14 protein-coding genes and 2 pseudogenes are annotated in these 17,039 nt (G+C 67.4%); 11 read left to right on the top strand and 5 right to left on the bottom strand.

Annotation, left to right across the window (positions count from 1 at the left end; translation table 11 throughout):
• Positions 1-10 precede the first annotated feature (10 nt).
• The 5 genes and pseudogenes from OG989_RS19055 (at position 11) to OG989_RS19035 (ending at position 6,677) form a co-directional block, all read left to right on the top strand.
• Entirely contained in the window at positions 11-589 is a 579-nt protein-coding gene (locus OG989_RS19055; protein WP_327027862.1) for a hypothetical protein, read from the top strand.
• Between the two features lie 952 nt (positions 590-1,541).
• On the top strand, positions 1,542-2,570 hold the full coding sequence (locus tag OG989_RS19050) for a hypothetical protein (RefSeq protein ID WP_327027861.1): 1,029 nt from the start codon (positions 1,542-1,544) through the stop codon (positions 2,568-2,570).
• A gap of 763 nt (positions 2,571-3,333) precedes the next feature.
• Positions 3,334-4,451, top strand: a pseudogene (locus OG989_RS19045) (IS630 family transposase).
• Positions 4,452-4,684: 233 nt separating this feature from the next.
• Positions 4,685-5,562, top strand: a protein-coding gene (locus tag OG989_RS19040; RefSeq protein WP_442791956.1) for an IS5 family transposase whose coding sequence is annotated in 2 segments (ribosomal slippage) — positions 4,685-4,805 and positions 4,805-5,562 — 879 coding nt in all. Because the reading frame shifts where the segments join, the coding sequence is not laid out codon by codon here.
• 509 nt (positions 5,563-6,071) lie between these two features.
• The gene (locus OG989_RS19035) at positions 6,072-6,677 is read left to right on the top strand and encodes a hypothetical protein (RefSeq protein ID WP_327027859.1); all 606 of its coding nucleotides are present in this window, start codon (positions 6,072-6,074) and stop codon (positions 6,675-6,677) included.
• A 701-nt stretch (positions 6,678-7,378) separates the two neighbouring features.
• Here OG989_RS19035 and OG989_RS19030 read toward each other — a convergent pair.
• Positions 7,379-7,906 carry a hypothetical protein gene (locus OG989_RS19030; RefSeq protein ID WP_327027858.1) on the bottom strand — a complete coding sequence of 176 codons (528 nt, stop codon included), beginning with the start codon at positions 7,904-7,906 and terminating at the stop codon, positions 7,379-7,381.
• A gap of 925 nt (positions 7,907-8,831) precedes the next feature.
• Here OG989_RS19030 and OG989_RS19025 point away from each other — a divergent pair.
• Positions 8,832-9,161 (top strand): annotated as a pseudogene (locus OG989_RS19025) (IS110 family transposase); the annotation flags it as partial.
• Positions 9,162-9,312: 151 nt separating this feature from the next.
• Positions 9,313-9,762, top strand: coding sequence for a transposase (locus OG989_RS19020; RefSeq protein WP_327031202.1), 450 nt, complete (start codon positions 9,313-9,315; stop codon positions 9,760-9,762).
• A 304-nt stretch (positions 9,763-10,066) separates the two neighbouring features.
• Here the strand turns inward: OG989_RS19020 and OG989_RS19015 are convergent, their stop codons facing one another.
• Positions 10,067-10,615, bottom strand: a complete 549-nt coding sequence (locus OG989_RS19015) for a hypothetical protein (RefSeq protein ID WP_327027857.1) — start codon at positions 10,613-10,615, stop codon at positions 10,067-10,069.
• Complete coding sequence (locus tag OG989_RS19010) at positions 10,612-11,709, bottom strand: helix-turn-helix domain-containing protein (RefSeq protein WP_151454760.1); 1,098 nt, start codon at positions 11,707-11,709, stop codon at positions 10,612-10,614. Before OG989_RS19010 ends, OG989_RS19015 begins: the two co-directional genes overlap by 4 nt.
• 456 nt (positions 11,710-12,165) lie before the next feature.
• Between OG989_RS19010 and OG989_RS19005 the strand changes: the two genes are divergently transcribed.
• Both OG989_RS19005 and OG989_RS19000 read left to right on the top strand, forming a co-directional pair.
• Complete coding sequence (locus OG989_RS19005) at positions 12,166-12,336, top strand: hypothetical protein (RefSeq protein WP_192581400.1); 171 nt, start codon at positions 12,166-12,168, stop codon at positions 12,334-12,336.
• Positions 12,337-12,617: 281 nt separating this feature from the next.
• Entirely contained in the window at positions 12,618-13,775 is a 1,158-nt protein-coding gene (locus OG989_RS19000; protein ID WP_327027842.1) for an IS110 family transposase, read from the top strand.
• A gap of 81 nt (positions 13,776-13,856) precedes the next feature.
• Here the strand turns inward: OG989_RS19000 and OG989_RS18995 are convergent, their stop codons facing one another.
• Both OG989_RS18995 and OG989_RS18990 read right to left on the bottom strand, forming a co-directional pair.
• On the bottom strand, positions 13,857-15,533 hold the full coding sequence (locus OG989_RS18995; RefSeq protein WP_327027856.1) for an SMI1/KNR4 family protein: 1,677 nt from the start codon (positions 15,531-15,533) through the stop codon (positions 13,857-13,859).
• Positions 15,490-16,026 carry a hypothetical protein gene (locus OG989_RS18990; RefSeq protein ID WP_327027854.1) on the bottom strand — a complete coding sequence of 179 codons (537 nt, stop codon included), beginning with the start codon at positions 16,024-16,026 and terminating at the stop codon, positions 15,490-15,492. The genes OG989_RS18995 and OG989_RS18990 overlap by 44 nt, the downstream gene beginning before the upstream one ends.
• A 129-nt stretch (positions 16,027-16,155) precedes the next feature.
• Between OG989_RS18990 and OG989_RS18985 the strand changes: the two genes are divergently transcribed.
• Both OG989_RS18985 and OG989_RS18980 read left to right on the top strand, forming a co-directional pair.
• Positions 16,156-16,473 (top strand): hypothetical protein, encoded by a 318-nt coding sequence (locus OG989_RS18985; RefSeq protein WP_327027852.1) that lies wholly within the window; start codon positions 16,156-16,158, stop codon positions 16,471-16,473.
• An 89-nt stretch (positions 16,474-16,562) separates the two neighbouring features.
• Positions 16,563-16,964, top strand: a complete 402-nt coding sequence (locus OG989_RS18980) for a hypothetical protein (RefSeq protein ID WP_151454766.1) — start codon at positions 16,563-16,565, stop codon at positions 16,962-16,964.
• Positions 16,965-17,039: the final 75 nt, after the last annotated feature.

Genomic DNA, 17,039 nt, shown 5'->3' with positions numbered 1-17,039 from the left:
GATGCCCTGGGTGCCGAACCTGCTGTTACTCGACGCGCAAGGCCGATGGATCCGCCCGGGACTACCGACGGACAACTGCCGCAAGCCGCGCCCCGAGGTACCAGAGGCGGTGCGCGCCCTGCGCCTGACCTCCGTCTCGGAAAAGGTCGTACGGGAGATCGTGTCAGCCGGAGTGGCCGCCTCCGGATGCAACCAGGATCGGTCAGACGTGATGGCCACCGAGACCAGGGACCCGAGGCTCCTCCCACGGCCGGGCCGGGTGTCGCTCCCGTCCCGAGTGCGTCTGTGCGTGTACCGGGTGCCGGCGCAACAGCAGGGAACGCCCCAGCCGGCCGGGACCTTCGAGTACGGACTGCTCCTGCCACAGAAGCGGCGGGCGGCCATCGAGCGGATGCTGGCAGCGCTACGCCCCGCTGAGCAGTGCTCAGTCGCCGCAGGCCGCTTCGCTGCCCTACAGGACGCCACGATCATCGGCGACGTGGTCTACATCGAACTCGACCATTGCCGACGGGTCCTGGCCACACCGCTGCATGGACCGCCGATCCTGGCCCAAGGCGACACCGCGCTCATCGAACTGCTCAGGAGGTAGTCGCCCGAGCCAGGCCGATGTCGACCTCTCCGCCGACGCAATGACAGGTTGCTCCACTGTCCACCGGTCGAACTCGTGAAGACCAGGACCGGGGAGCGCCGGCGATCCTGCCTCGCATTCAGGACCGCCGAAACACCCGACGTAGTAACAGCTGGCAGATCTGGAGCGCTTGACGCGGAATCAAGAGACCACAATGCCGCTTCATCCGGGATACAAATGAAGCGGCAGGTCAGAGCGTTGTACAGCACGCACGCCGACGGCCAACCGTCCACGCGGTTACCGCCAATAAAGATCATCCGTTACCGGATGCTACCGCCGTCGCCGGAGAAGATCTTCATCTCCCCAGGTCAACCGGTCGGGACGGCCGGATTCGAACCGACGACCCCTTGACCCCCAGGACGCTTCGCCACACGTCCACACACGTCACGCACGCTATCCCCAAGATCAGGCCGTGCGGTTGACGTCGTGCTGCGCACCATCGCGCAGGCCGTGTGGTCCCCACTTGGTCCCCGGGACGCTGACACGCTCGACGACCACAGCACACGGTTTAGGAAGTGTGGACACGGGCGGAAACCGCTCGGCAGTGACCTCGCTCGGCCTGCGCCGTCACGCTAAACCCCCACGTCCAGGAGCTGACCGCCGTTGACCCTCGACGCCCGCCCCATCGGGCACGGCACGGGCACGCCGCGCCCCTGCTTTGCAAATATCAAGACTGCTGTCGGCCGGCGTCGGTCCCTGCCGCTGACCTGCTCGCCTTGTAGCCTCCAGTCGGCCCCCTGATCGCGCCTGTTGGCTGGCTTGGCTGTACCAATGGCTGTACAGCCAACTCCTGCGTGGGACCCGAACCCGGACGAAACGGGGCCGTGGCAGTTGCCGTTATCCAGTACCGTCCGGGCGGCAAACTACTCACAGCACGGGGGGACCCTTGACGAATTCCTTCAGCACCCGTCGCATGCTCGCCTGGACCGCTCCCGTGGCGCTGGCGCTGACCGCGCTCGCCCCGGCCCTGCCAGCCCAGGCCGCGCCGAAGCCCACGCCCACCGTCACCACCGGCCCGGTCGACAAGGACCTCAACGGCGACGGGGTGCCCGACCTGGTCGCCGTCGGCGGTCCGGGAACTGGCCTCGGCTCCGGCGTCTGGTCGGCACTCGGTGTGAAGTCCCACAAGACCGGCGTCGGCACCGGCCAAGTGCAAACCCCGGCCAGCAACATTGGCCTGCGCGGCACCGGCGTCACCGAATACAACGCCCCGACCGACTTTGACGGTGCCCAGGTCATCACCGGACGCTTCATCGACGTCGACCGCCAGGACTTCCTGTACTACTTTCCGACCGGAAATTCCGGCGGCGTCGGCGGCGTCCTCCGCGGCGCCGGGGACGGCACGATGACCAACCCGGCGCTCAGCGGCAACCAGTTCACGATCGGACACGACAATTTGATCGACGCCAACGGCAACAGCCCTCTGCAACTGGTGAACGCGTTCCAGGCTGACGGCGTCGACACCGGCATCCCGGACCTGCTCGGCATCGCCGGTGACGCCACCAACGGCTACCGGCTCGGCTACCACCCCAACTACTTCGCGCCGGGCCTCTACTACGGCGTCACCGGCCTGACCAACCCCACGCCGACCGGCGGGACCGACTGGCAGAACTGGAGCCTCGCCAGCACCGAGACGGCCTCAGGGATCGCGCTCTTCCTGCGCAACGCCGGCACCGGTGACTTGTACCTGTGGACCGGAGTCACCATGGTCGACAACGGTGACGGCACCGGCACGCTGACCCACACCCAGTACCAGGTAGCGGCGAACTGGAACACCGGCGTCGCGATCAGCACGTTGCAGGCCGCCGATATCAATGCCGACGGCACCCCGGACCTGTGGACCGTACTGACGGACGGCACCTACCGGGCGTACCTGGTCTCCGGCCTGTCCAACAGCGGCACCGCGACGGTCACCGCCACCCGCGCCCGACAGCTGGCCTAACCTCCTGGCAGCCCATCGGACCTTCCGACTGGAAATCGGAAGGTCGGCGGTTCGACCCCGCCCCTGGCCACATAGCCTTTCGCCGGGCTACAAAGGTCCCCACCAGCAGAAACGCCGGTGGGGATCTTGCTTTTGTGCCCTCGCTGCGTCAGTCGCCGTTGCCCTTGGTTGACCACTCTTGGCTCGTGATCACCGTCACGTGTCGCACGCAGATCGCATGCCGCCCCGCTTCTGCCGCCATCCCGTCGCCGCTGCCAGCTTCGGGGACTCGGCCTCGTTGTCGATCAAACGTAGACTTGCGGGCATGAAGCGCCCGCGTCTCCGGTTGACGCAGCTCGCAGGGCTTCTGCTCCTGCTTGCGTCGGGTGTCGGGTTGTGGCTGGGCTGGCCCGAACAGGTCACGTCGCCACTTCTCCTCGCCGGGGGACTGGTGGCTCATGGTCCGACTGCCATTGCCGCTTGGCGGGAGAGGGAGTCCAAGCCGCCGAAGTCTGCGGAAGAGGTCCTGAGGTGGTACCCGAAATGGTGGGCCTGACCGCCTCCCGCTCTGCTGCCATCCCCGTCACCCCTGGCTGAGCAGGGGCGTTACGAGGTGGGGCGGGCGAGGCTCGAACCCGCGACCGAGGGATTATGAGATCAAGATGGGCGACCCGGCGACCTGCCTGGTTGGCCTCTAGTGCCCTGACCACGAACGTTCACGGTGTTGGATGACACGCCGTCCGGCCTGTCGGCCGGGCGGCGTCGTGGCGGTCAGGCTGTGGCGGTGGCAGAACCCGTACGCGTGCGGCGGCTGAGCGATCAGGAAGGCCAGCAGCTGCTCAGAATCACTCGCCGGGGAACCGGTTCACCGATCCGACTGCGGCGGGCGATGGTGGTGCTGGCCTCGGCCGGTGGGAACACGGTGCCGGCCATCGCCCGTCTCGTTCAGGCTGATGAGGACACGATCCGGCAGGTCGTCCACCGGTTCAACGAGATGGGGATGGCCAGCCTGGACCCTCAGTGGGCGGGTGGCCGTCCCCGCCAGATCAGTCCTGACGAAGAACAGTTCATCGTCGAGACGGCCAAACCCGCCCCGAGAAACTGGGGCGGCCGTTCACCCGCTGGAGCATCCGCAAGCTCGCCGACCACCTGCGCCTTCACTCCAGCCGACGGGTCCGGGTGGGGCGGGAACGGCTACGGCAGATCCTGCGCCGGCACCGGATCACCTTCCAGCGGACCAAGACGTGGAAGGAGTCCACCGACCCCGACCGGGACACCAAACTCGCCCGGGTCGAGTACGTGAGCAGCCACTTCCCACAGCGGGTGTTCGCGTTCGACGAGTTCGGGCCCCTGGTGATCCGCCCCCAGGCCGGCACGCAATGGGCGCCGACCGGGCACCCGCACCGACTGCCCGCGAACTACCACAAGCTGCACGGAGTCCGGCAGTTCCACGGCTGCTACAGCGTCGGCGACGACCAACTCTGGGGCGTCGTCCGGCAGCGTAAGAGCGCCGCGAACACCCTCGCCGCGCTCAAGTCGATCCGCGCCGCCCGCCCGGACGGGGCACCGATCTACGTGATTCTGGACAACCTGTCCGCGCACAAAGGCCGAAAGATCCGGGCATGGGCGGCCCGGAACAAGGTCGAACTCTGCTTCACCCCAACCTACGCCTCCTGGGCCAACCCGATCGAGGCCCAGTTCGGGCCGCTGCGCACCTTCGTCATCGCCGGCTCGAACCACCCGAACCACCATGTGCTGACCCGGCGGCTACAGGCCTACCTGCGGTGGCGCAACGCCAACGCCCGCCACCCCGACGTCCTGGCCGCCCAACGCCGAGAACGCGCCCGCATCCGCAGCGAACGACAACGACGCTGGGGCCAACCCGCCACCCGCGCAGCCTGACCTACACCCTGAACGTTCGTGGTCAAGGCACTAGCAGCGGTAACGCCTCTCGACATCTCTCACCACTCCCCCGCTGTCCGTCGCCCTCTTGCGGACTAAGGCGTGTTTCGGAAGTCAGGCTGGCAGCGTCGAGGTCACGGCGTGGCGGTGATCGATAACTGAAGAGGTCTCCGGTATCTGGTTCTGCGACCAAGCAAGAACTTCATACCGGAGACCTCGTGGCCAGCGTAGCGGTGACGAGGCGGCATGACCTGACCGACGGGCAGTGGGCTGTTCTGGCTCCGCTGCTGCCTGCCGCGCCGAGGACGGGTCGTCCGCCGAAGTGGGAGAAACGACAGCTCATCGATGGGATCGGTGGCGGATCCGCATCGGCGCCCCATGGCGGGATGTCCCGGCTGAGTACGCGCCGTGGCCCACCGTCTACGGCCTGTTCCGCCGGTGGCAGCGGGACGGGACCTGGGACAAGATCCTGTCGGCGTTGCAGGCGGCTGGCGACGCGCAGGGCCGGATCGGTTGGACGGTGAGCGTGGACTCGATGACCAGCCGCGCCCACCAGCACGCCGCCGGCGCCCGCACCGACGGACACCTGCAGAAGGAACCGCCCGGCGGCGTGCACGACGAGCCGGCCGATCACGCGTTGGGCCGCTCTCGGGGCGGGCTGACCACCAAGACTCATCTGGCTTGCGAACAGGGGCAGAAGGTCCTCTCCCTGACCCTGACCGCCGGGCACCGTGGTGACAGCCCGCAGTTCATCCCCGTCCTACGCCGCATCCGCGTGACCCGCCTCGGCGTGGGCCGGCCCCGCACCTGCCCCGACCTGGTCCTGGCCGACAAGGCCTACACCAGCCGCGGCAACCGCGGTCACCTGCGCTCACGCGGGATCAAGGCCTGCATCCCCAGCAAGGCCGACCAGGACGCCCACCGCAAAGCCAAAGGCTCCAAGGGCGGGCGCCCACCCGCCTTCGACAAGGACCTCTACCGGCTACGTCACGCCGTCGAGAACGGCATCAACAGACTCAAACGCCACCGCGGCGTCGCCACCCGATACGACAAATTGGCAGTCCGCTTCCAAGCCGTCCTGACCATCACGATCATCACCGAGTGGCTCTGACCGGCTTATGAAACACGCCTTAGATGCGGACTGCGCCGCTGGGACTCCGCCCCCGGCGATCTAGGCTCGTTTCATGGTGTCAGTGATCGAGGCGGTGAGGCTTGTTGTTGTTGTCGCGATCCTGCTGCCCCTCCTGGTACTCATGGTGATCGCTCTGTTGAAGCTACGAAACTCCCGGTCCGACGACGGGCCTCCTGATTTGCTTCACCCTCCGCCGGACGAGGGCGGTGGCGGCGATGCAGGTGGCGGTGGGAGCTAGCTTCCAGCGGCCAGCAAAGGTAGATCGTCAGTCCGGAAGAGCGCGATCAAGGAGCCGTAATGCCCGAAACGCCTGCGGGCGCCGGCTGGCCTGGTTGCGTCTCGTGCCCGCTGGTGCCCGCTGCGCGCCACGGTTACTGGCCCATGGGTGGCCCATGCCGGCCTTCGAGTTGGAAGAAGATTACGGATGGCTGGTCGTCTGGTGATCGCATGGTTCACTATCGCGCATGACGTGGCGAAGGACCGGGCTGGTGTTGGCGGTCATCCTGGCGGTGATGGCCTTCGTTGGCTGGCGCTGGTGGCACAACCACCCGCCGTACGGCCCGGAAGCGCTGGCCATCAAGTCCTCACTTCAGTTCGTCAGCCCCGAGGAGGCTCAGGCCGCGCTCGGCGAGAAGGTACCGGTCTCCAACGGACGCGACCAGTTGGTGCTCGGGCGGGTTTCTTGGCAGACCCCGCCCAAGCCACTCGATGGCGGGTACTTCGCGATCTTTCTCATTGACAAGCGCACCAACCTCAAGCCGGGAAACTTCAGCGCCTCGTCGCCACGGCAGGAGGCCGTCGACCTCGGGAGCGCCAGCGTCGAGAACAAGATCGCCGAGCGCTACTCCTGGCTACAGGGCGCAGGCGACGTCAAAGAGGGAAACAGCTGGTGGAGCTACGGCTCCAGACTGGCCGTGTCCGACGGGGAGGCTTCGCCGCTAACGTTCGTCGCACCCTTTCCGTATGTGGAGGGGCCGCTACGGGCGGCGGCCCATGTTCCCACTGCCCCGGTTGCGATTTCGGACCTGCTGTTGGCCCTGGTTTATATGGGGCCGGACGGGCAGGTGTACTGGGCGCAACGGCTCCAAGGGTAGGTAGCGGATCTCCTCGTCGGGCAGTCGCCAGACCGTCCAGCCTCCCCGGACCGGGACAAGGTGGAGCGCCCTACCGGACGAACGACCTTGGCCCGGTCCGGGGAGGCTGATAGCCCTTGTGGTGCCCGGCGAGGTGATCCGCCCGGCCGATCTCTGAGGAGGGCCGGGGTTCGGGGCGGAGCCCCGAGGTCTTCGAGGTCTTGTCATCCGTCAACGTGGCCGGCCGGCCCGGCCGATGCCGGCCGAAGGTCGCCAGCAGGCCGGGGCCGAGCCGGCGCGGCCGCTTGCGGGCCGCCTTGATACAGAGAACGAACAATTCGGCAGATGACCCGAGTAGCCACCTAAAACTTGACCAGCGGTCAAAGATGCGCTACCGGCTCGGCGCACTTGACCGACGTGGTCCCCAGGAAGCCAGAAGGGCCGACCCGATGCGTCGGACCAGCCCGCTGACCTGCTGTTTCACCTTGTCGGGACGGCCGGATTCGAACCGACGACCCCTTGACCCCCAGGACGCTTCGCCACACGTCCACGCACGTCACACACGCTATGCCCATGATCAAGCTGTTCGTCCGACGGCTTAACGTCCACCATCAAGCATGACGTGTGGTCCCCACGTGGTCCCCGGGCGCTGACGCGCTCGGGGACCCGGTGATGCCGCTTGGTCACCCGTTCGACGAACCAGCTACTGGCCCGTGGCTGGCCTACGCGTTCGGTGACTGCGCTCTGGTCCGATGCCGCCACAGGGCCACGGCGACCAATCCAGCGGCGAGGACTGTCAGCATCGCAGCGGCCGCGAACCACCAACGGCCCGGCCACTGAGCAGGCGCAGGTGCTGCTGTGACCGGCGTCGGGGCCGCTGCGTCCGCGGACGGCGTGCCCGGCAACTGCCGGATCCCGAAACACAGCCCAGTGGCGCCGTCGATGGAATTCACCCGATATCGGGTGCCAGCGCGAAAGTCGTAGCCGCAGCTGTCCTCGCTGCGGCTCACGGCCAGCCTGAGCGTGGCAACTGACCGACTGCCCTTCTCGACCGACTCGACCGCGAGTTGGACGCCTCTGTCCGTCACCGCAGTGATAGTGCCGACGACGATAAGGTCCGCCCGATCGTCCTCCTGGTCGGGCCGCAAGGCGCAAGAGCAGGCCCAAGCGGGCTGCACCGGTGAGACCAGCACGACGAGGCCGAGGCTGAGAGTGGTCAGGGCAACCAGAATCGCGGCGCGCAGTTTCATGCAATCACAGACGCGGGCAAAGCCCCACGGGTTCCATCAGTCACCATGCTGGCGACTACTTCGACGCGGACCTCTGAGGAGGCCGGGGTTCGGGCAGAGCCCGCGTCTTCACGGTTTGTGCCCCGTCAGCGTTGCCGGCCGGACCGGACGATGCCGGTGCCTGCGCCGCCAGCAGGCCGAGGCCGAGGCGACGCGGCCCGCTTGCCGGCCGCCAAAATGCAGGTAGGGAACAATGTGCAGGCCCGCATGAGACTTGACCAGCGGTCAAGGAGCGCTACCGGGCGGCGCACTTGACCGGCGTGGTCCCCAGAACGCGGAAAGGGCCGATCCGATGTCCGGATCAGCCCTTTGACCTGCGTCGGGACGGCCGGATTCGAACCGACGGCCCCTTGACCCCCAGTTACATTACAGTTGCATCACGGCATGCCGGAGGATGCTGATAAGTGCATAAATTAGGACGCTTGGATAGTCGCCGGTACCGCAATGTTGATGGCTGCCGCCGCCATTCCCCTTTGCGGGCCAAGCCTGCGACCAGGGTCGTGACCAGCGAAAGTTAAGTGCGTGACCTGCCGCGCAGGCTCCCGTTGTGGCGTTGACCCATTGTCGCTGAACTGCCGTGAGCAGCACCTCAGATCGCGTTCGATGCGGTGGACATCAATGCCTGCGCGAGCCCGGTCGCTGCCCCACATCAGGGGCACCGCCGATAACACGTTGAAGTGACAAACTGCCGTGACTCAACAGAGCAATTACCCCGAGGAGTTCCGGCGCCAAGCGGCGGCGTTGGTGTTCGACTCCGGTCGCACGATCCGTGACGTGGGCCGGGAGTTGGCGTCAACCGCGATCCCTTCGTCCCCTTCCCAGTGCCTAGGGACGGCCCGGTCCGCGACTTCAGCCGGCCGTTGGCTGAGCAGCGTCCGGCGTGGTCATGCAGCAGGCCCAGTTTCCGGTCAGCCCGGCAGGGCTGCGCCGTGCCATCGGCTGGATCCAACGCCACACACAGCAAGCGCCGGCACTGATCGTCATCGACGGCGCCGGATCCTATGGCGCCACCTTCACCGAGCAGCTGGTCGCAGCCGGCCTGACCGTCGCTGAGGCACCTGATGTCCCGGCCTCCACCCGCCGCCGCCGCGGCAAGAGCGACGCCGTGGACGCCGTCGCGATAGCTCAAGCCGCTCGCAGCCTGGACGTCAACCACCTGTGCTGGCCGCGAGCGACCGGCGATCGCACCGCCCTGCGAATCCTGACCGCAGCCCGCGAGCAGATCAGCGGCGAGCGCACCCGCGTGATCAACACGCTGACCGCACTGCTACGCACCGTCGATCTCGGCATTGATGCCCGCCGCACCTTGACCACCACAACCATCGCGACCGTCACGGCCTGGCGCACCCCGAAGCGACAACGACACCCTGGCCATCTGCCGCGCCGAGGCCATCCGACTGGCCCGGCGCATCCGCGCTCTCGACGCAGAACTCGCCGCCAACCACACGGCACTGCACCAAACCGTCACCGCGCAAGCACCGCAACTGCTCGCCCTACCCGGTGTCGGCGCCATCGTCGCCGCCACCGTTCTACTCGCCTGGTCCCACCCCGGACGCGTCCGCTCCGAAGCGGCGTTCGCCGCCCTGGCCGGCGCGTCACCTCTACCAGCCCTCTCAGGCAATACCACCGCTACCGGCTCAACCGCGGCGGCGACCGACGCCTCAACCGAGCGCTCTACACCGTCGCGCTGGTCCGCATGGGCCACGATGCGCGAACCCGCGACTACGTCACCCGCCGCACCCGCGAAGGACGCACCAAACGCGAGATCATGCGCAGCCTCAAGCGCTACATCAGCAGGCAACTCTTCCGGACCCTGAACGGAGCCAACCCAGCCATGGCCAGCACTTGACAGCTATAGAAGCATCTCAATGCACTACCCCGCGACGTCGAGCGTTTGCTGATCCGCACCTGGGTTAGCAGATCCTCGGCGATCTGAACTCGCGGCAGCTCACCGCCGCGTTCGCGCAGCCAGCCTCCACCCGGGTGCGCCAGGCGGTCTTGTGCTGGTCGGGACTACTTCTGCAGGTCGGACAAGAGCAGCTTCCGGTCGACCACGCGAAGACTCTAGCCGCCGCGTATAAGGCACTGCCCTCCGTTAAGCCATGAAGTTGTCAGTAGCGACTACAGGAGGTTGTGCTTACGGGCAAAGTCCGGGAACTCCGCTCCAGAGCAGGGCAGACGAGCACCGGTTACTCTCAGTGCCTCAATGAGATTCCCCGCAGCCGTCAGGGTTTGCTTGCCGTCCCGGCAGGCCCCCGCGAGAAGCCAGATGGTGCCGTGGACGCGGGCGCCGTGGGCACGGGCGACCTGCGTCGCGTTCCTGTCGTCCGTGATGGCCACCCCTCCCCGCAGTTCGGCGGCCGCAAGGACGGACGCTTCCCCGAGGTCGCGCTCACCCGAGCCGAGCCGCGCGGCCCATTTGGTAAAGCACCGCACTTCATCGAGCGTGTCCAGCTGGGCAGTGGTCAGCCAGTCCGCCTCGCAAGCGACGGCCAGTTCACGATGATCCGCAGATCCCGCCCGCAACTCCTCCCGAACCACCTGAGTCGTCCAGCAATCGGCATCGAGCAGCAGATCCTGCAAGACGTCTAGGCGGTCAGCGAGGGTGAAGTGGCTGAGAACCATCGTGTCGAGCACAAAGACAGAGGTGGCTTGCGCCGACCCGCTCACGGCGCGATCTCCAGGTCGTCGTCCTGCGGTAGATCCGCCTCGGCGATGTGGCCATGCATCAACTCCAGAGCCCTGGCCCGGGTGATTCGTCTGTTCCGCCACGCCTCCATCACGGCCTTTGCGTAGGCGGGCGATACCCGTACCGACGCAAGGTCGGGCTGCGGCGCCCAGCCCAACGCCTCCATGAACTCCACGTGGGTCGGCCGAACCCGGCCCCAGGACCCACGCGTCTCTGGGTCGATGGTCCCTGCCTGCTCAGCCTGCCGCAACGCCAGCAACCAAGAGGTACGGTATCGAGCCGCATAGCTCACGATCTGATCGCGGCTCACCGTCCCACGGGCTCCGGCTGCGGCAATTGCTTGCACGGGCAGCAGCAGTTCCGCGGCGAAGGCATCGATCACCGCCTCCCGTTCTGCACGTGAGGCACTCACGCCGAGGTCGGCGGAATACTCATCACCAATGATGAGATGCCCCAACTCATGCGCAGCGGTAGCCCGACGGCGGCCAGGATCGCCCGTAGTGCTCACGACAGCAACGGCGATGTCGCCCTCGATGAGCGATGCGCCGTCGCCTGGCAGGTCGGTGACCAGAACCCACTGACCTGCGCGCTCACAGACGTCCATGATGCTGTCGATCGGTTCATCGCCGAGCTCGAACCGCTGTCGCAACCACCGGGCGGCCTGACGCGCATCATCCCCGGATGCCACCGGGTGCGGATAGCGAAGCAGCGGACGGGCACGCAATACGCCAAGGTCCAGCAACTGCTGGACATTGCGCAGCCACTCAGCCATGGCGATTTCGAGGCGTTCCGACGACCGTGCCGCCTCAGTGTCGGTTTCCTCGGTCAGCGGTGCTGCCCGCCGGGACAACACCGCTGGCGGCGGCTCAATCAAGTACTCCATCGAGACCTTCAGTGCCTTGGAAAGCCGAGCCAGCTCCAAGCCGTCCAAACGGCGGCTGCCAGCCTCAACCTTGGCCAACATGGTGCGGTCTAGCCCCACCATCGCCGCGAGATCCTGCTGCGAGATCCCCAACGACAGGCGGGCTTGTCGTACCTGCTCACCGACGAGGGGCCAGTCCCAGCCATCAGCCATGGTGCGATAATCGCACACTCAGCGCCGGAATGGGTCAACACACGGAAGTTCAGAGTTCGCGCATCCAAGTCTGGGGGTCGGTGACAAGGCACCCCTGCCCTGCTGACGGCGGATGACACCGCCGGGCCGGCGCGCGTCGAGTACGGCCTGGGCGGCCAACATCCGAAGCCGCAGGCCGAGCCGGGCGAAGCTCGTCGTCCGGCTACACGGGTACGGGGCCAGCAGGCGCTCGACCTACACGGCCTCGTTCCCAGCGCCCACGTAAGCGCGAACGCATTGCTCGAACATCTCCGGACGGGCACCAACGCTGAACGGGCCGGCGCAGCGCGAGTCTGGTACTGAACGCAGGTTCCCCTCACCTACCTCGCCGGCTCCCGCTCCCCGACGGCTGAGAGTAAAGCCGAGTACGACGCGTTCGCCGACCTCCGCCAGGAGTGGCACGAAACCGCCTTACGCGTGTTCGTCACCAACGAGGACCTGGATGTCCGCCGGTGCATTCTTCCAGGGCTCGACCTCGGTGGGAAGCAGTACCCCGAGGATCTGCACGAGACGGTGGCCGAGGCGATTCGCATCGCCCGCACCCATCCAGATGAGTACCTGCGGCATCGGGTCGAGCACCAGATCTGACCACCCCACACACCGACATGCTGGCCGTCTGACGCGCGACTCGCGGCTACTTAGAGACTTGGTTCAGGATCGATGTCCGGCCAGACTCGGTCCAGGTGCCCGGCGAGACGCTCCCACATTGCGGCTGCCCACCGGTGTCATTGGTGTGGCTCTCTCATGGCCTGCGGTCTCGCCGGGCACCGCGCGAGGAGAGGCTGGAAAGGGGTTTGTCCTGCTCGAAGTAGCGGTGCCCTCCTTGCTGACAACCCCATCCGGTTCAGCCAAGGGAGGCGCCGATGTCTGTGATCATCGGGATGGACCCGCACAAGCGCTCGGCCACCATCGAGGTCGTCGACGAACGTGCCCGGGTGCTCGCAGTGGGCAGGTACGGCACCGACAAGACCGGCTACGCGCAGATGCTCGCCGCCGGCCGCCAGTACGCCGATCGGGTGTGGGCGGTCGAGGGTTGCAACGGCATCGGCAAGCACATCGCCCACCGCCTGCTGCATGACGGTGAGACGGTGCTCGACGTACCCGCGAAGCTGTCGGCGCAGGTGCGGGTGTTCGCCAGCGGCAACGGCCGCAAGACCGACCCGGTGGATGCGCACTCGGTCGCGATGGTCGCACTGCGCACCCCGAACCTCGTGCAAGTCCAGCTCGACCCGGACCTGCAGGTGATGGGAATGCTGGTCGACCGTCGCGACGAGTTGGGCCGCGCCAGGACGCAGACCATCAACCGGCTGCACCGGCTGCTGCTGGAGCTTTTTCCCGGCGGGGCAAAGCAATTCCTGTCCGCACGACAGGCACGGGCGCTGATCGCGACCATCAAACCCCGCGACATCGTGGGCAAGACCCGGCGCCGTCTCGCCGTCGAGCTCATCGGTGAACTCGAGGGCATCGACAAGAAGATCAAGACCGCGGAGAAGGACCTCAAGGAACTGGTGGTCGCCCGCAGCTCCACCCTGATGGACCTGCACGGCATCGGCCCCTCAGGTGCAGCCCGGCTGCTGGCAGACGTCGGCGACATCCGCCGCTTCGCCGACCGCGACCGGTTCGCGTCCTGGAACGGCACCGCCCCGCTGGACGCCTCCTCCGGCGACCAGAAGCGTCACCGACTCTCCCGCGCCGGCAACCGCCGCATCAACCGCACACTGCACATCATGGCCGTCGTCCAGCTGCGCAACCGCACCGAAGGCCGCGCCTACTTCGACGCGAAGAAGGCCGCCGGGAAGACCTCCATGGAAGCCATGCGCGCCCTCAAACGCCGACTGTCCAACGTCGTCTACGCCCGCATGATCACCGACCAGAAACGCAGGCAGGCGGCGGATCCGGGAGGGCACTCGGGGACGACTCTGCAATCCAGCGTGACCGACCTAACCCCGGACATCGGCCCTTCGGACAAGCCACTTCCCGGACCCGCCACCAACCACCCTAAACCCCTGGTGTCAGCGGCGCCTTGACATAAAGGGGTGCCTACTTATCCGTGCACCCAATCTTGGTCGACGCGTGACGAGCAGGAGAAGAAGTACGTGATCGCCCGCTCACCGCGGGCCGGCGGCTCCTCGCAGCCAGGTGGCCCACTCGTCGGCTTCCTTTAGCCGGGCGAATCCGTTCAGCGCTGCGGCCGCCAGCCCGGTCGGCAGCGCATCGCGCTCGCGCAGTTCCCGCCACTGGGCCAGGCTGAGCTCCAGCACCCGGAGGCCGGGCAAGTCCGCGACCCGGTACAGGTCGCTCACGTGGGCCCCGGACAGGTCGAGGTGGGCGAGGGCCGGCAGGTTGGCCAGCGCCCCGATCGCGACCGGGGAGCGGGAGGCGAGCTTCAGTCCCCACAGGGTCGGATGCCCGCCCAGTGACGAAAGGTCGATCTCGGCGGCGTCGATCGACAGCCACTCGACCGGCACGCCGGGCGACACGGCCGCTGTGACCGCTGTCGCACGGTTGATCGAGACGCTGCGCAGGCGGCGGAGCGGCGCGAGTTCCGCCAGATGGAGGGTAGTCCCTTCGTTGAGGTAGAGCTCCTGTACGTCGAGCCCGGCGACGACGTCGGCGATCCGCCGCTCCCCCACCTGCTCGGAGTGGCTGTACTGCGGATGGGCCGAGGCGCGCCGGGGGGTACCGTCGTCCCGTAGCGCCGCGAGCACGTCGTGCAGCGCCGCGGTCACGGACTCGGCGACATACCCCACCGGCCCGTAGAAGTCCCTGCCGTACTGAATGATCTGCCCGCAGGTGCCCTTCGGCCCGGGATCGAGGTCAACCATGCAGTAGTTCCCGCCCCAGTCGGTGCCGACCTCCACCCACCAGTCGTTGCGGGACACCCGCCGCACCCGCCCCGGCGGGTACGCCTCATAGACGACCGGGAACACCGCGAACAGGTCGTCGGGACCGAAGCCGGCCCCGGGCCTGCCGGCCAGGTACGCCGCCACCACGGAGTCCAACGGCAGCAGGGCCCCCGCGCCGAGCAGCCCGTACTCCTCATCGCCGGACACCGTGCGGTACAGGGCCCGAAGGTCCTCGGGCAGCCGCAGGCCCATCGCCGCCTCGGCGGCGCGAATGTCCTCTTCCGAATGCCCGGCGCCGAACTCGGGCGTGCGCCCCGTCTTCCGGGTGTTCTCGCTCACGAACTCCGCGACGAGGCCCCGGATGGTGGCGAGGACCTCTGGGTCGGTGGGCCGGTCGGTGACGGCGATACCGGGCGGCGCCGGCATCGGCGAGGCCGGGTGGTTGGGGTGCCGGTAGGCCGGATCGAGCACCAGCCGCACCGGCGCCACGGCGGGAAGGTCGAAGGTGTATCGCAGCTCGGCGCGCCCAGCCCCGTCGCGGGCGAGTTCGACGACGAGCGGGCGGTCCTCCCCGTCCGGGCGCAGCACCTCGTCCACCCGGCGGAGCAGGTCGTGCATGGCGAACCCGGTGTCCGCGAACGCCGACCGCCCGGCAGCATCGAACGTGTGCAGCGAGCTGCCGCCCCGGGGCTGGTAACGCCCTTGCAGGACCGCAATGTCGGTGCCGGCCAGCGCCGACGCCATCTCCCCCACCAGTCCCCGCAGATCCGCCATCGCCGATCCCCTCCCCACGATCCGCGGAACAAGATAGCGGTGTCCGGCCCGGCCGTGGGGGAGGAGATCCAGCATCCGGCCACGATAAACGTGCATATCGGCGCTTCGACCGACAGCGCGATCAGCGGCAGATCCGGATACCGTCAGCCGGAGGTAAGGTTCCACTGCGCGGGCAGGGCGCCATCGCACACAGGACGCACGTGAAGTCTTTGTCCCGCACGATGTTGCGCTCGCCGCAGCTCGGGCAACGGCGAAAGGTGACCCGGTCGGTGAAGCCGCCAGGATGCGGTACGCCGACTCGGGCGAGCGCCTTGGCCACAGCGGGCCAGCAGTCCGGGTCGGGGCAGTAGCCAGTCGACTGGTTGGTCACCTCCGCGACGCGCCAACCGATGCCTGCGGGGGTGAACGCCATCTCACCGGCGGCGAGTACGTCCCGCCCGCCCGCGAGGGCGATGTGTTCGCTACGACGCGGCGCCAGTCTGAGCACGCCATCGAGAGCAACGACGAACGTGACCGGTTCGGCGAGGTCTCCGCGGTCGCGCCGGGCCAGCCACTCGTCGAGCGAGGCAACTGAGTCCACGGCAACAGCGTCCACCGCGGTCACCCGGTCGCGGAACTCGGCCGGACCGACATAGGGGTACCGCCTGGCTTGCACCACGGCGAGACAGTATCGACCTAAGCCTGGATGCGGCTACACTAATTTAAACTTGGAGATATGCCGAGTATCCCCCGGGACTGCGGCAAATGAGTGTGTGCTCGGGGCATCGCACCGGTAGCTTGCCTCCTCGTGGAAAACCATCCGGCGCACGCACCGTTGCTCTCTGCCAGGTGGCCGGTCTTCACCGCCGAACTCGCCGCGGCGCTCGCGGCCGAAGGCGAGAAACGGCTGGCGGAGCAGGTCGGGCGGCTGCGAGTCGTGCAGATGTGCGGTTGCGGGGACGACTTCTGCCAGAGCTTCCACACCGCGCCGAAGCCGGCTGAGGCCTACGGCGATGGCCACCGCAATGTCTGCCTCGACGCGCCATGGCCGGGCTACCTCATCCTCGACGTGGTCCACGACGAGATCAGGTACGTCGAAGTGCTGTACCGATCACCGCTGTGCTGACAGCGCTCGCCTCCGCAGTCGCGCAGTCGGCGGCAGATCCGGATGCCGACTCGATCCATTGACTGATCACCGATGGGAGAATCGACGGTGTGATCGAACTGCCTGAGGGATCTTGGTGGGATTGGGACGTGCTGCACTTCGATGGCTCCCAGCTTCGGTTGGCCGCGGGACACGACCTGACCTACCACCACGGTCTCGAGGTGGTCTTCACAGACGTCGCATACATGGCCTGCCCGACCCAATTCCGGGATCCTCGGTTCCGGGAATCCACCCTCGACGAGCGCGCACTGGTGCGTCGGCACGTCGGTGAAGAGCCACCAGCGATCGTTGCCTTCGACGTCGACGCACCGGTCGGGGGTGATCTTCTGGCCTGTCTCGTCGCAGCAGGGTCGGTTGAGGTGGTACCCGGCCTGGTCTACCGCTACTGGCGTGACAACCTCGCTGCTGAAGAACGAGTGGCTCCACACGTGCGGCCGCCAGAGCAATCGTAAGGTCCGCACCTCGCCGGAGCTGCGGCTGCTACTGACGGGGAGGCCCACCGCAGCGGAGAGCGCGCACGATCGGCG

Source organism: Micromonospora sp. NBC_01740 (assembly GCF_035920365.1).
GTDB lineage: Bacteria > Actinomycetota > Actinomycetes > Mycobacteriales > Micromonosporaceae > Micromonospora > Micromonospora reichwaldensis.
The sequence above is the reverse complement of the archived record's forward strand: the minus strand, read 5'-3'. Positions and strand labels throughout refer to the sequence as shown.

Excerpts from the sequence above, each read along its gene's own strand:
- OG989_RS19050 (WP_327027861.1), top strand. The coding sequence starts at position 1,542 with ATGCTCGCCTGGACCGCTCCCGTGGCGCTGGCGCTGACCGCGCTCGCC.
- OG989_RS19030 (WP_327027858.1), bottom strand. The coding sequence starts at position 7,906 with ATGAAACTGCGCGCCGCGATTCTGGTTGCCCTGACCACTCTCAGCCTC.
- OG989_RS19010 (WP_151454760.1), bottom strand. The coding sequence starts at position 11,709 with ATGGCTGATGGCTGGGACTGGCCCCTCGTCGGTGAGCAGGTACGACAA.